The organism is Pseudomonas sp. SWRI92, from assembly GCF_014268685.1.
GTDB classification, from domain to species: Bacteria; Pseudomonadota; Gammaproteobacteria; order Pseudomonadales; family Pseudomonadaceae; genus Aquipseudomonas; species Aquipseudomonas marvdashtae.
This window is the reverse complement of sequence record NZ_JABWQY010000029.1, coordinates 1-14,656: the sequence shown is the minus strand read 5'-3', so window position 1 is coordinate 14,656 and position 14,656 is coordinate 1. Positions and strand designations below refer to the sequence as shown.

Below are 14,656 nucleotides of genomic sequence, written 5' to 3'. Positions count from 1 at the left end.
GCCGAAGGATTTCAGAACCAGAATACGCCGAGCGGTCATAGTGTGAATATTGACGCCAGATCTGTGACTCTTTTGTGGCTCAGTGGCGAGGGAATTTGCTCCCTCGCCACGACAGCTCAAGCGGGCTTGGCCTCCACCAATGCCTGCTGCGCCATTTCCTTTTCCGCTTCCTTGATGTCTTCGTCGCTGATCATTTCCGCGATGACCCGCAGCCGCTCCACTACGCGAGCGTTGACGCTGCCCTCCGGAAACTCGCCGTTTTCGTCCGGCTCGCCAGCAGGTTCACCTACCAGCAGGCTCAGCGCCTCATCGGCCTGGCGCACGGCATAGACATGGAACTGTCCCGCGCGCACGGCAGTCAGCACCTTTTCATCGAGCATCAGGGTCGCAACGTTTGCCTGGGGAATGATCGCCCCTTGCTCCCCGGTCAGCCCACGCGCTTCGCAGAGGCGGAAGAAGCCTTCGATCTTCTCGTTGACCCCGCCTACCGCCTGCACTTCGCCAAACTGGTTGATCGAGCCGGTGATGGCGAAGCATTGTTTCAACGGTGTCTTCGACAGGGCCGAGATCAGCGTGCAAGCCTCTCCGAGGGACGCGCTGTCCCCATCCACGTAACCGTAGGATTGCTCCAGGGCGATGCTGGCCGAGATCGCCAGCGGGAATTCCTGGGCATAACGGCTGCCCAGGTAACCGGTAAGGATCATCACGCCCTTGGAGTGGATCGGCTGGCCGAGGTTAACCTCGCGCTCGATGTCGACGATGCCGCTGCCGCCCGGATACACCGTGGCGGAGATTCGCGCCGGCACGCCAAACGCCGAATCGCCGACTTCCAGCACCGTCAACCCGTTGCACTTGCCTACGGCCGCGCCGTCGGTGTCGATCAGGATGATCCCCGCCAGCATGTCATCGAGAATCCGCGCCGAGACACGCCCGGTGCGAGTGGCCTTGGCCTTGAGGGCACGCTCGATGTGGCCGGCGTCGGTCATCTCATCGCCGGCCAACTGACGAATGAAATCCGCCTCGCTGACCAGTTGGAACAGGTCGCCAATACGGGCCGACAAGCGCCCCTGATGTTCGGCCAGGCGCGCACTGTAGGTCGCCAGGCGCGCCACTGCATCGGCGGTCAGCGGCGCCATGCCCTCCTCCGAAGTGCGGGTCTTGAGCAACTGGGCAAACTGCTCCAGGCTCTCGTCCCCCATCGGGATGTCTTCGTCGAAGTCCACCAGCACGCGAAACATTTCCTGGAAATCCGAATCCAGGTCCTGCAAGGCGTAGTAGAGCTGGCGCGCGCCGATGATCACCACTTTCACCTGCAACGGGATGTGCTGCGGCGTCAGGGTCACCGTCGCCAGCCGGCCCAGCTCACCCAACGGCGACTCCATTTTCAGCTTGCGCGATTGCAAGGCGCGCTTGAGGGCGTCCCACACGAACGGCTCGCTGAGCATTTTTTCCGCTTCGAGAATCAGGAAGCCGCCATTGGCCCGGTGCAGGGCGCCCGGTCGCAATTGCCGATACGTGGTGTAGAGCGCGCCCTGGTCGGTGCTGTACTCGATGCGCCCGAACAGGTTGTCGTAGGTCGGGTGCGGTTCGAACACCACCGGCGCACCACCGCTCGCCGGATGCCCGACCACCAGGCTCGGGGCGTATTGTTCTTCCAACAGTTTGCGCGCGACGGCGTCGGTCTTGCTGTCATCGACCAATTGCTCGACCACAGTCTTGAGCAGGTAGACCTGCATGGCCTGCAGATAACCGCAGACGGCAGCGTTCTCGGCGTATTTTTCCGAGAGCGGCGCGAGCAAGGGCTGCAACGCCAGGGTGATGGTTTCTTCGTTGAGCTGGCGCAGCTGGTTGTTGGACTCGCGCTTCCACTGCGGCAGGCTGGCGAGTTCTTCGTTCAGACGCTCTTCGAGACTGGAAATGTCCTCATGGAAGCGCTCGCGGTCGGCTTCCGGCAACTGGGCAAACTCCGCCTCATCCAAGGCCTTGCCTTCGCTCATCGGCGTGAAGGCAATGTTGCTGCTGTCGCGGTACAGCGCGACATCCTTTTCCAGCGCCAGGCGCTCGATCACATCGAGGGCGCGGTCGTAGCGCTGGTTGAAGGCGCGGTCGATGGCGCTTTTTTTCTGTTGGTAGGACGGATGCTCGAATACCGCCGGAAATGTCGCCAGCAGGTTGTCGATCAGGCCGTTGATGTCGCCGATGAAAGCGCCCGCCGTGCCTGACGGCAGTTCCAGGGCGCGGGGTTCGCGGGGCTCATCGAAATTGTTGACGTAGACCCAGTCCGCCGGGGTCTGCATGCGCTTGCCCTCGGCCTTGAGGTAGCGTTTGACGAACGAAAACCGGCCAGTGCCGGGCTCGCCCATGACGAATACGTTGTAACCGGGGCGTGGCATCGCCACACCAAACTGCAAGGCTTCGACCGCACGTTCCTGGCCAAGCACACCGCGGAAGGGCTCCAGATCATTGGTGGTAGAGAAGCTGAACTGTTCAGCGGAAAACGGACGGGTCAGCGCTTCAGGCGCTAGACGCAAGCTGGCAGCAACAGGATCAGGCATCGGGCTTCCTTACATCAGGCGGGGCAGATAGCGGCATTCTGGCGCTGCCTACACCTGACTGGCAAGGAGCGCCTTGAGCCAAAGCATAGTCGATGAAAAAACCACGGAAGGAAGCCCGTAAACAGGTGATTTCAATTAATGTTTTTGCAAAATGTCACGGAACCCTCGGATCGTGCCTAAACTCCAAACTGCGCGGCTGGAACAATAACCGGCCCACTGGCGCCAGTAGGGGCCAGACCCTGTCCATTGGTATGCACATAAAGAGAACATAGCTATGAAACGGATTCTTCTCGGTACTCTCTTCACCGCTGTATCCATTAACGCCATGGCTCAGGCCCCGGGCGGTCCGGATTGCGGTTGGGGCAACATGCTGTTCGAAGGTCAGCGTGGCACTCCGGCTCACTTCCTGGCATCCACCACCAACGGCACTTCCGGCAACGCCACCTTTGGCATGACCTCCGGCACCAACGGTTGCTCGACCAACGCGGCACTGACCTACGGTGGCAAGTCGTGGCTGGCCATGAATGGCATGATGAACGAGCTGTCCGAAGACATGGCCAAGGGTCAGGGCGAAGCGCTGACGACTTATGCCGTGGTACTGGGCGTTGCGCCGGAAGATCGCGCGCATTTCTCCGCCGTCACCCACGAGCACTTCCAGCAGATCTTCAGCAAAGCTGACGTGACCGCAGAGGACGTGCATACCAATACCCTGTCGGTACTGAAAAACGATCCACGTCTGGCCAAGTACGCAACTCAAGCTTAAGCTCGACACCACTCGCTCCTCTCGGGGAGCGGGTTTTCTTTTCTGGGCCCCTGTTGGTCTTTTTTTTCGACTTCAAAAGTAGCCGACTATGCTCAAACGCCTTGCCTGGCTGGCGCTCTGTGTGTGCGCCCCGCTGTCCGCCGCACCCCATGTCGACACCCAACGTTTGCAGCAATTGTCCAACGACCGCTTCTGGATTTCCCTGGGGCACTACGAAACCGCCAAGCTCGGCGGCTGGCGCAGCTACATCAGCGACAAGAAATTCTTCCTCGCCCCGGACGGTAACGAACACCCCGACCGCGAGTTGAGCGCCACGCTGCAAGCGCTCTATGGTCCGGCCAGCGCCGGCCAGCAACACGCCCAATGCGTCTACCCGGCGCGAACCCGCTGGCTGAAGGCGCAGCTCAATCTCACCGATCTGCCAGCCGTTGATTGCAGCGAATTCACCCAATGGTTCAAGGACGTATCGCCCCACAGCGCGGTAATGATTTTCCCCGCCGCGTACCTGAACAGCCCGTCATCGATGTTCGGTCATACCTTGCTGCGCATCGACCAGGCCGACGTACAAAGCGACAAGACCGCCCTGCTCAGCTACGCGATTAACTTTGGTGCCTACATCGAAGGTTCGGACAACAGCATTCTCTATGCCTGGAAGGGCTTGATGGGCGGCTATCCGGGCCTGTTCGCCCTGGTGCCGTACCAGGAAAAACTCTCCGAGTACCGTAGCCTGGAGAACCGCGACCTGTGGGAATACCGCCTCAACCTCAGCCAGGCGGAAACCGAGCGCATGGTCGAGCACGTCTGGGAGCTCAAACAGATCCAGTTTGATTATTTCTTCTTCGATGAAAACTGCTCCTATCGATTACTCGAACTGCTGCAAGTCGCTCGCCCCAGTCTGCGGCTGACCGAACAATTCCCTCTGACGGCAATTCCCACCGACACCGTCAAGGCCGTAAAGGAAGCCGGCCTGGTGGAAAGCATCCAGTATCGGCCGTCCCGTGAGCGGGAGTTGCTAAGCCGCGCCGACCCCCTCAGCGATGACGAACAACAATGGGTACTGAAGGTCAGCGCCGATCAGCAACAGCTTCAAGCCCCCGCTTTCAAGGCGCTGCCGCGCGAACGCCAAGCGCTGATCATCGACGCTGCCTATCGACTGGAGCGCTACCGCGCCAACGGTCAGGAGCGTGATCCGAAACGCTCCCAGCGCAGCTTCGAATTGCTGCGGGCAATCAACCAGAACCCTGCGCCGGAACTGGATATCCCGCAGCCGGGCCTGCCCGAAGATGGCCACGAATCGCGCACCTGGCAGGCCGGCCTTGGCACACGCGGCGACCGGGCGTTCGGTGAATACGGCCTGCGCATGGCCTACCACGACCTCAATGACAACGCCGAGAGCTTCCCGCTGGGTGCGCAGATTGAAATCCTGCAATTGAAATTGCGCCAATACGAAGGCAATGACTGGCAGCTACAGCAACTGGATCTGGCGACGATTCGCTCGCTGACCCCGCGCAACGAGCTGCTGCAACCGCTGTCCTGGCAGGTGACGGGCGGCCTGGAACGGGTGCCGGGCAAGCACGACGATGAAACCCTGGTCAGTCACGTCAACGGCGGCGCTGGCGGCACCTGGGCGTTGGGCGAGGATGTGCTGGGCTTTGCCCTGGGCACGGTGCGCGTCGAGCACAACAACGACTTCGCCCAATTCATCGCCCCGGCCGCCGGCTTCAACAGCGGCGTGCTGTGGAAAAACCCGCTGGGCAACCTGAGCCTGGAAGCCAAGGGTGATTACTTCGTCAACGGCGAAGTGCGCCGTAGCCTGAGTCTGAATCAGCAGTGGGAATTGTCCCGTAACCTCGGGTTGCGCCTGAGCGCCCAGCGGGAGTTCAGCCAACTGGCCTCGCCGGAGAACGAGGTGATGCTCGAAGTGAAGTGGTATCACTACTGAACGGATTGATCACCGCGCTTTCACGTCCTTCTGACGAATCCGCTTCTAGACTTCTGATATGAGTGGATCCGGCAGGACGGCAGGAAAAGGATCGGGACGCCGCTCGGGCTTACCGCTCGCAATGAGTCGCGTACAGATATTCGTCGAAACCAAATCCCTGCGACCATGGCCCAAACTCCAATAAGAGGAGAACACCATGAGCCGCGCTTTCGTCAACGAAGACAACGCCGCTGCCCAGGCCGATCAGCCGGTCGAACGCCAAGTCAGCGCGCAACCCAATTACGTCACGCCCACCGGATTTGCCCAGCTCCAGGCCCAGGTCGCCGAATTGCAGGCCTTGCACGGCCAACAGGCAGCCCGAGGAGATCTGGTGGACCAACAGCGGGTCGCCGATCTTGAACGGGACTTGCGCTATTTCAACCAGCGACTGCAAAGCGCGCAGGTGGTTACGCCCAGTGATTCGGACCAGGTGCGGATCGGGCATTGGGTGACTTTTGCCGATGAGCATGATCACGAACAGCGAGTGCAACTGGTCGGTGAAGACCAGGCCGATGCCGCCAGCGGATTGATCAACTGGGGATCGCCGTTGGGGCGGGCTCTGCTGGGCACCAGGATTGGCGATGAGGCGACTTGGAAGCGACCGATGGGAGATATGGTCATCGAGGTGGTGGCGATTGACTTGACGTCAGACTGAGGCACCGTGGGGAGGGAGTTTGCCACGGTACTCGCCTTGATAAGGTTTACCCCATAAAAAACGGAGCCCGAGGGCTCCGTTTTTTATGCAACCAACCTTATCAGGCCAGTTTCTTGTGGCGTACACGATGCGGCTGGGCGGCCGCTTCGCCGAGGCGCTTCTTGCGATCGGCTTCATACTCGGTGTAGTTACCTTCGAAGAACACCGCTTGCGAGTCGTCTTCGTACGCCAGGATGTGGGTCGCCACGCGGTCGAGGAACCACCGATCGTGGGAGATCACAATGGCGGCGCCTGGGAAGTCCAGCAGCGCTTCTTCCAAGGAACGCAGGGTTTCGACGTCGAGGTCGTTGGACGGTTCGTCGAGCAGCAGGACGTTGCCGCCCTCTTTCAAGGTCAACGCCAGGTGCAAGCGACCGCGCTCACCACCGGAGAGGTCCTTGACGAATTTCTGCTGGTCACCGCCCTTGAAGTTGAAGCGGCCCACATAAGTGCGCGACGGGATTTCATAGTTGCCGATGCGGATCTGGTCGGAACCATCGGAGATCTGCTGGAACACGGTCTTGCTGCCGTCCAGGTCCTCGCGGCTCTGGTCGACGCAGGCCAGTTGCACGGTTTCACCGATCTCGATGGTGCCCGAATCCGGGGTTTCCTTGCCCATCAGCATGCGGAACAGCGTGGATTTACCCGCGCCGTTACCACCGATCACGCCGACGATGGCGCCTTTGGGCATGGAGAACGACAGGTTGTCGATCAGCACGCGGTCGCCATAGCCCTTGCTGACGTTCTTGAACTCGATGACCTTGTCACCCAGGCGCGGGCCGGCCGGGATGTAGATTTCGTTGGTTTCGCTGCGCTTCTGGAATTCCTGGGACTGCATTTCCTCGAAGCGTTGCAGGCGAGCCTTGGATTTCGACTGGCGGGCCTTGGCGCCTTTGCGCACCCACTCCAGTTCTTCCTTCATGGCTTTTTCATGGGCCGACTGCTGCTTGGATTCCTGGGCCAGACGATCGGACTTGGCTTCCAGCCAACCCGAGTAGTTGCCCTCGTACGGAATGCCCGCGCCGCGGTCGAGCTCCAGGATCCAGCCGGCGACGTTGTCCAGGAAGTACCGGTCGTGCGTGATCGCAACCACGGTGCCTGGGAAGTCGTGCAGGAAATGTTCGAGCCAGGCGACAGAATCGGCGTCCAGGTGGTTGGTCGGTTCGTCGAGCAGCAGCATGTCCGGGGCCGACAGCAACAGGCGGCACAAGGCCACGCGGCGCTTCTCGCCACCGGAGAGGTGCTCGACCTTGGCGTCCCAGGCCGGCAGGCGCAGCGCATCGGCGGCGACTTCCAGCTGGCGATCGAGGTTGTGGCCATCGCTGGCCTGCAGGATCGCTTCGAGCTTGGCCTGTTCGGCGGCCAGCTTGTCGAAGTCGGCATCCGGGTCGGCGTAGGCGGCGTAGACCTCGTCGAGACGCGCCTGGGCGTCCTTGATCACGCTGACCGCTTCCTCGACCACTTCACGGACGGTCTTGGTTGGGTCCAACTGCGGCTCTTGCGGCAAGTAGCCAATGTTCAGGTCCGGCATCGGACGGGCTTCGCCGTCGAATTCGTTATCGACGCCGGCCATGATTTTCAACAGCGTGGACTTACCCGAACCGTTGAGGCCCAGCACGCCGATCTTGGCGCCAGGAAAGAAGGACAGAGAAATGTTTTTCAGGATTTCCCGCTTCGGCGGAACAACTTTGCTCAGCCGATGCATGGTGAATACGTATTGAGCCATGGTGAACCTAGCGTCAGTGACAGGTGAAAAGAACGAGCCAGGCCATGCGCGGCGCGGGCGCTTGACGAACATCAATGCCTGCGGACGGATAGAGCCTGGGAATCTGGAGCTGGAACGCTCTTGTTTGACCGGCAAAGCTACCTCAACCGTCGGTCAAGGTCCAGCCGCCCAGGGCTGGCACTTTGCCACAAGTCAAGGCATGCTAGCCGCCCTTCGGGCGTCCGGCTTATAGTGCACGTCGCGCCAGTCCAGCAAACCGCAGGATTACAGCTTGTCCAATGTCACGCCGCCCTCGTCCCCACGTGCACCGACTGCTGTGCCTGGCCTGCCCCTGCGCGGGACATTGAAGGGCGGGCTGGCCTCGCTGGTGCTGTTGCTACTGGGCCTGCTTTTCTGGCAGTTGCTCGATCAACTGCGCGAAACCCAGCAGCAGCAGCGCCAATACACCATTGACTACACCGCCGACCTGGCCGCGCAAGTCAGCCTGAACATGGCCCTGAATGCGCAAATCGCCCTCAATCTGTTACCAATCGTCGAACAACCGCAAAGCGTCGACGAACAGCATTCGCTGTTGCGCAAGCTCCAGCAATCGCTGCCCGAGTTGCGCAGCCTCGCCTTGCTGAGCCCCTCCGGCAGGGTACTCAGTGACAGCGACGCCAACAGCCACGACGCCGAGTACCTGAGCGAACTCGTACGGCGCAGCCGCGCCCAGGCGCACTATTTCAGCAACGCCGAAGACGGCTCCGTCGTGCATCTGTTGTTGCACCAGGCCAGCGGCAGCACTCGTGGCTATTGGGCGTTGCGCCTGACCCCAAGCTTCTTTTCGACCTTGACCAAGCAGGCCGATACGGGCCTGCGTCCGTTGTGGCTGGTGGAGAACCGTCTCAATCAGCAAATCATCAGCCGCGACGAAAGCCTGCCGACGTCCAGCCGCGCCCAGTTGACCACGCAGGACCTCAGCAACACCGTGTTGACCGTACCGCTGAGCAGCAGCGACTGGCAGTTGCGCGGGCTGTTCGATCGAAGCCAGGTGCTGGAGCAACTGTTGCCCGCCTTTATCGGTAAATGCTTGCTGGGCCTGGCGTTTTCGATGCTGCCGGTGATTGCGCTGCTGAACATGCGTCGGCGCCAGCGTCAATTGCATGAAGGACGTCGCCGCTACCAGGACATCTTCGAGGGCACCGGCGTGGCCCTCTGCGTGCTTGACCTGTCCGGACTCAAGGCGTTCTTCGCCAAGGCCGGCCTGCACGATGGGGAGCAACTGCGGGCCTGGCTGCAGATTCCGCAACAGCTCGAACAGCTGCAACAGCAAGTGCACGTCACCGAAGTCAACCAGATGGCCTTGAAGCTGCTCAATGTCGACTCGTGTGAACAGGCCTGGCAATTGCTGGTGGGCAACGCGGCGAAGGACAACAACCCGGTCGGCTCGACACTGCTCGAAGCGTTGCTTGACCAGCACAAGCAACTGGAACTGGAAATCAGGCTCCAGGACGCCCATGGGCGGGATCAGCACTTGTGGCTGGTGCTGCGCCTGCCCGAAACACAGGACGACTACAACGCCGTCATCCTGAGCATCAGCGATATCACCAGCCGCAAGCTGATCGAGCTGTCTCTGCTTGAGCGCGAGGGTTTCTGGTCCGACGTGGTACGCACCGTCCCGGATCATCTTTATGTGCAGGACGTCATCAGCCAGCGGATGATCTTCAGCAACCATCACCTGGGCCAGACGCTCGGTTACGACCGTACCGAACTGCACCAGATGGGCGAATATTTCTGGGAAATCCTGCTGCACAGCGACGATGCCGATCACTACCACAACCTGCGGCAGGAGCAGCGACGGGGTGGATATACGCAACTGCTTCAATGCCAGTTGCGCTTTCGTCATCGCGACGGCAAATGGCGATGCTTCGAAGTGCGCGAACAGGCCCTCGCGCGTGACCGCTACGATCAGGTAACCCGGATCATCGGCGTGGCCAAGGACATCACCGAGCAGATCGAGGCCAGCGAATCGCTGCGCGACAGCGAGCAACGCTACCGGATGCTCGCCGAAAGCATCAGCGACGTGATTTTCTCCACCGACAGCAAGCTGTCGCTCAACTACGTCAGTCCGTCGGTCCAGGCGGTGCTGGGCTATACCGCCGATTGGATCTTCCAGAGCGGCTGGCAATCGACCATCGCCAATCCGGCCCAACTGACCGGCATCCATTCCCTCATGGACCGGGTCAGCAAGGCCCTCGACAAGCCCGAACAACTGGCCGAGCTACGCAATCAGATGCAGACCCAGTTGTTCCTGTTCGACTGCCTGCGTGCCGACGGGCGCAAGATTCCCATCGAGCTGCGGCTGGTGCTGGTCTGGGATGACAATGGCGCGTTCGAAGGCGTGCTGGGCGTAGGCCGGGACATCAGCCAGCAGCGTCGCGCCGAAAAGGACCTGCGCATGGCCGCGACGGTATTCGAGCACTCGACCTCGGCCATCCTCATCACCGATCCGGCCGGCTACATTGTCCAGGCCAACGAAGCGTTCAGCCGCGTCAGCGGTTATGCGGTATCGCAAGTGCTGGACCAGTTGCCCAACATGCTGACCGTGGATGACCAACAGGAAGCTCACCTGCGTTACGTGCTCAAGCAATTGCAACAGCACAGCACTTGGGAAGGCGAAGTCTGGCTCAAGCGCCGCAATGGCGAGCACTACCCGGCCTGGGTCGGCATCACTGCGGTGCTCGACGACGAAGGCGACCTGGCCAGCTACGTGTGTTTCTTCAGCGACATCAGCGAACGCAAGGCCAGCGAACAGCGCATCCACCGCCTGGCCTACTACGACGCCCTGACCCATCTGCCCAACCGCACGCTGTTCCAGGACCGCCTGCACACTGCACTGCAATCGGCCGAGCGGCAGAAAACCTGGGTCGTGCTGATGTTCCTCGACCTCGACCGTTTCAAGCCTATCAACGACTCCCTGGGCCACGCCGCCGGCGATCGGATGCTCAAGGAAATGGCCACGCGCCTGCTCGGCTGCGTGGCTGACGACGACACCGTGGCGCGCATGGGCGGCGACGAATTCACCTTGCTGCTGCAACCACGAGCCAGTCGGGAAATGGCGCTGAACCGGGCGATTACCGTGGCCGAACAGATTCTTGCCAGCCTGGTCCGGCCATTCGTGCTCGAAGGCCGGGAGTTTTTCGTTACCGCCAGTATCGGCATCGCCCTGAGCCCCCAGGACGGCAACGAACTGAGCCAATTGATGAAAAACGCCGACACGGCCATGTATCACGCCAAAGAGCGCGGCAAGAACAATTTCCAGTTCTACCAGGCCGACATGAACGCCAGCGCCCTGGAGCGCCTGGAACTGGAGAGCGACCTGCGTCATGCGCTGGAGCAAAACGAATTCGTGTTGTATTACCAGCCCCAGTTCAGCGGCGACGGTAAGCGCCTGACCGGTGCCGAAGCCTTGCTGCGCTGGCGTCATCCACGTCGCGGACTGGTGCCGCCCGGGGATTTCATCCCGGTGCTCGAAGAGCTTGGGCTGGTGGTGGACGTCGGCGACTGGGTGATCAGCGAGGCCTGTCGCCAGCTCAAGACCTGGCACCAGACCAAGGTCAGGGTGCCAAAAGTCTCGGTCAATATCTCGGCCAGGCAGTTCTCCGATGGCCAACTGGGCACGCGCATCGCCAATATCCTGCGCAGCACCGGCCTGCCGCCGGCATGCCTGGAACTGGAGCTGACGGAAAGCATCCTGATGCGTGAGGTCAGCGAAGCGATGCAGATCCTGGCCGGTTTGAAAAACCTGGGGCTGAGCATCGCGGTGGATGACTTCGGCACCGGTTATTCATCGCTCAACTACCTCAAGCAATTCCCCATCGACGTGCTGAAGATCGACCGTACCTTCGTCGATGGCCTGCCGTCCGGCGAACAGGACGCGCAGATCGCCCGGGCAATCATCGCCATGGCCCACAGCCTCAACCTGGCGGTGATCGCCGAGGGCGTCGAGACCCACGAGCAATTGGAATTCCTGCGTGAGCATGGCTGCGACGAAGTCCAGGGCTACCTGTTCGGTCGGCCGATGCCGGCCAATCGGTTTGAAGCGCAGTTCAGCAACGATGCGTTGTTCATGCTTGATTGAGGCTGCCGGGACACGGCTCGATTGTGCGTGAAACCCATTCGTCCGCGACATGACGTCCTTTCATATGCCTTCCAAAACCGGTTGGGTTAGAATGCCCCCCTTTTCTGCCCCGATCCTTGAGGACCGCCATGTTCAGCCGTGATTTGACTATTGCCAAGTACGACGCCGATCTCTTTGCCGCCATGGAGCAAGAAGCTCAGCGCCAGGAAGAGCACATTGAGCTGATCGCTTCGGAAAACTACACCAGCCCCGCGGTGATGGAAGCTCAAGGCTCGGTACTGACCAACAAGTACGCCGAAGGCTACCCGGGCAAGCGCTACTACGGTGGTTGCGAGTACGTCGACGTGGTCGAGCAACTGGCCATCGACCGCGCCAAGGAGCTGTTCGGCGCCGATTACGCCAACGTCCAGCCGCACGCAGGCTCCCAAGCCAACGCCGCCGTATACCTGGCGCTGCTGTCGGCCGGTGACACCATCCTGGGCATGAGCCTGGCCCACGGCGGTCACCTGACCCACGGCGCCAGCGTTTCCTCCTCGGGCAAGCTGTACAACGCGATCCAGTACGGCATCGACGGCAACGGCCTGATCGACTACGACGAAGTCGAGCGCCTGGCCCTCGAGCACAAGCCGAAAATGATCGTGGCCGGCTTCTCCGCCTACTCGCAGATCCTCGACTTTCCGCGTTTCCGCGAAATCGCCGATAAAGTCGGTGCCTACCTGTTCGTCGACATGGCCCACGTTGCCGGTCTGGTCGCCGCGGGCGTCTATCCGAACCCCGTACCGTTCGCCGACGTTGTCACCACTACCACCCACAAGACCCTGCGCGGTCCACGTGGCGGCCTGATCCTCGCCCGTGCCAACGCCGACATCGAGAAGAAGCTGAACTCCGCTGTCTTCCCAGGCGCGCAAGGTGGTCCGCTGGAGCACGTGATCGCAGCCAAGGCGATCTGCTTCAAAGAGGCCCTGCAGCCTGAGTTCAAGACTTACCAGCAGCAAGTGGTGAAAAACGCCAAGGCCATGGCCGGTGTATTCATCGAACGCGGCTTCGACGTGGTGTCCGGTGGTACTGAGAACCACTTGTTCCTGCTGTCGCTGATCAAGCAGGACATCTCCGGCAAAGACGCCGATGCGGCGCTGGGCAAGGCGTTCATCACCGTGAACAAGAACTCGGTGCCAAACGATCCACGCTCCCCGTTCGTCACCTCGGGCCTGCGCTTCGGCACCCCGGCCGTGACCACTCGCGGCTTCAAGGAAGCCGAGTGCAAGGAACTGGCCGGCTGGATCTGCGACATCCTGGCTGACCTGAACAACGAAGCGGTGATCGACGCCGTGCGTGAGAAGGTCAAGGCTATCTGCAAGAAGCTGCCGGTTTACGGCGCTTGATCTAGCCCGTCCAACCGATAAAAAAAGACCCACATCGAAAGGTGTGGGTCTTTTTTATTGGCGCAGGGAAACATGTCCAAATAACAAGCCCGCGCCCGCACGCCTGGATATAAGGCGAGCCGCGTACTTTCAGTCTGCCCACATATCTTTGGTCAAAGCAGGATTGCTTCAAAACCCGCACGGATTTTCTCTTCGGGCAGTTCATCGGCTATGAACACAATCACGCTTTCCCGAGCTTCGCCTGGCGCCCATTCGGTGTCCCAGTCGAAACCGTACAGCTTGAGTACCCCTTGGAAAACGAGTCGACGAGGTTCACCTGCGATGTTCAGTACACCCTTGTAGCGCAGCAATTGTTTGCCGTGCTCTTCCAGCAGCTGGTTCATGAACTCGCTGAGCTTGTCGATATCCAGCGCCTTGTCGGTGCGCAGCACGAGGCTGCTGATTCGATCGCCCGTGGTTGCCTTGCCAACCGGACGAAGACTGAACCCGGCGCCCAGGTCCGCGTTGAGATTGAATCCTCGGATGTCGAGCAGTTCGGCCAAGTCGATGTTGCCGTGTTCTACGACCCGGATCGGCGCCCGTCGGTTAATGCGCGTCAACCGCTCGCCAAGTGCCTTGACCTGAGCCGCATCCACCAGATCGGTCTTGCTCAGGAGCAACCGGTCGGCAAATCCGACCTGGGCCTGGGCGATGGCCTGGGTCAGGTGGATTTCGGCGTGGGCCGCGTCCACCAAGGTCAGAATGCCGTCGAGGATATAGCGCTCGCGCAGATCCTCGTCGATGAAAAAGGTCTGGGCCACGGGTGCCGGGTCGGCCAGTCCCGTGCATTCGATCACCAGGCGATCGAAGTGGATTTCCCCGCTGTCCAGCCGTTCCAGCAGTAGATAAAGGGCCTTGGTCAGGTCGGTGTGAATCGTGCAGCAGACACAACCGTTGGCCAGGGTCATGACTTGCACCGGCTCGTCACCCAGTAGCTGGGTGTCGATCCCGGCGTCGCTGAATTCGTTTTCGATCACAGCGATTTTCAGGCCGTGCTCGGCCTTGAGCAGATGGCGCAGCAAGGTGGTCTTGCCTGCACCGAGGAATCCGCTGAGGATCGTGACCGGGATGGGAGAGGACAAACTGGATCTCCTGTTCAGAAGTTAATGAAGGGGCACAAAACAACTGTGGGAGCGAACAGTTCGCTCCCACAGTCATCACCTCAACTCAACAACACTTGGGCCCACCCTTGCCACCGTAACGGGCCTCCTGGCGTTCTCGGAAGAACGCCTCGTAGTCCATCAGCGGTTTGTCCGGGTGCTTGGTTTGCATGTGCTCGACGTAGTTGTCGTAGTCGGGCATGCCGACCATCAGGCGCGCGGCCTGACCGAGGTATTTACCGAGGCGACTCAAGTCATTGAACATCGTTGCAATCCTCGATCAAGCGTCCGGCAGG

Annotated in this window: 9 protein-coding genes; 5 read left to right on the top strand and 4 right to left on the bottom strand. The window is 60.7% G+C overall.

Annotated elements, in window-relative coordinates:
* Positions 1-116 precede the first annotated feature (116 nt).
* Positions 117-2,555, bottom strand: coding sequence for an ATP-binding protein (locus HU762_RS25990; RefSeq protein WP_186641755.1), 2,439 nt, complete (start codon positions 2,553-2,555; stop codon positions 117-119).
* 274 nt (positions 2,556-2,829) lie between these two features.
* Between HU762_RS25990 and HU762_RS25985 the strand changes: the two genes are divergently transcribed.
* The 3 genes from HU762_RS25985 to HU762_RS25975 all read left to right on the top strand — a co-directional run bounded on the left by HU762_RS25985 (position 2,830) and on the right by HU762_RS25975 (position 5,954).
* Complete coding sequence (locus HU762_RS25985; protein WP_186613019.1) at positions 2,830-3,318, top strand: DUF3015 domain-containing protein; 489 nt, start codon at positions 2,830-2,832, stop codon at positions 3,316-3,318.
* Positions 3,319-3,406: 88 nt separating this feature from the next.
* Positions 3,407-5,260: a DUF4105 domain-containing protein gene (locus HU762_RS25980; protein WP_186641753.1), complete on the top strand. Its 1,854-nt coding sequence runs from the start codon at positions 3,407-3,409 to the stop codon at positions 5,258-5,260.
* Positions 5,261-5,456: 196 nt separating this feature from the next.
* Positions 5,457-5,954 (top strand): GreA/GreB family elongation factor, encoded by a 498-nt coding sequence (locus HU762_RS25975; protein ID WP_186641751.1) that lies wholly within the window; start codon positions 5,457-5,459, stop codon positions 5,952-5,954.
* 100 nt (positions 5,955-6,054) lie between these two features.
* Here the strand turns inward: HU762_RS25975 and ettA are convergent, their stop codons facing one another.
* Entirely contained in the window at positions 6,055-7,719 is a 1,665-nt protein-coding gene (gene ettA, locus HU762_RS25970; RefSeq protein ID WP_181290000.1) for an energy-dependent translational throttle protein EttA, read from the bottom strand.
* A 271-nt stretch (positions 7,720-7,990) separates the two neighbouring features.
* Between ettA and HU762_RS25965 the strand changes: the two genes are divergently transcribed.
* The gene (locus HU762_RS25965) at positions 7,991-11,839 is read left to right on the top strand and encodes a bifunctional diguanylate cyclase/phosphodiesterase (RefSeq protein WP_186641749.1); all 3,849 of its coding nucleotides are present in this window, start codon (positions 7,991-7,993) and stop codon (positions 11,837-11,839) included.
* Between the two features lie 128 nt (positions 11,840-11,967).
* On the top strand, positions 11,968-13,221 hold the full coding sequence (gene glyA, locus HU762_RS25960; RefSeq protein ID WP_186641748.1) for a serine hydroxymethyltransferase: 1,254 nt from the start codon (positions 11,968-11,970) through the stop codon (positions 13,219-13,221).
* 152 nt (positions 13,222-13,373) lie between these two features.
* On the opposite strand, the gene yjiA is transcribed toward glyA, so the two are convergent.
* Both yjiA and HU762_RS25950 read right to left on the bottom strand, forming a co-directional pair.
* Positions 13,374-14,342 (bottom strand): GTPase, encoded by a 969-nt coding sequence (gene yjiA / locus HU762_RS25955; protein WP_186641746.1) that lies wholly within the window; start codon positions 14,340-14,342, stop codon positions 13,374-13,376.
* Between the two features lie 85 nt (positions 14,343-14,427).
* A complete protein-coding gene (locus HU762_RS25950; RefSeq protein WP_003201656.1) occupies positions 14,428-14,625 on the bottom strand; it encodes a YbdD/YjiX family protein in 198 nt (65 codons plus the stop codon).
* Positions 14,626-14,656: the final 31 nt, after the last annotated feature.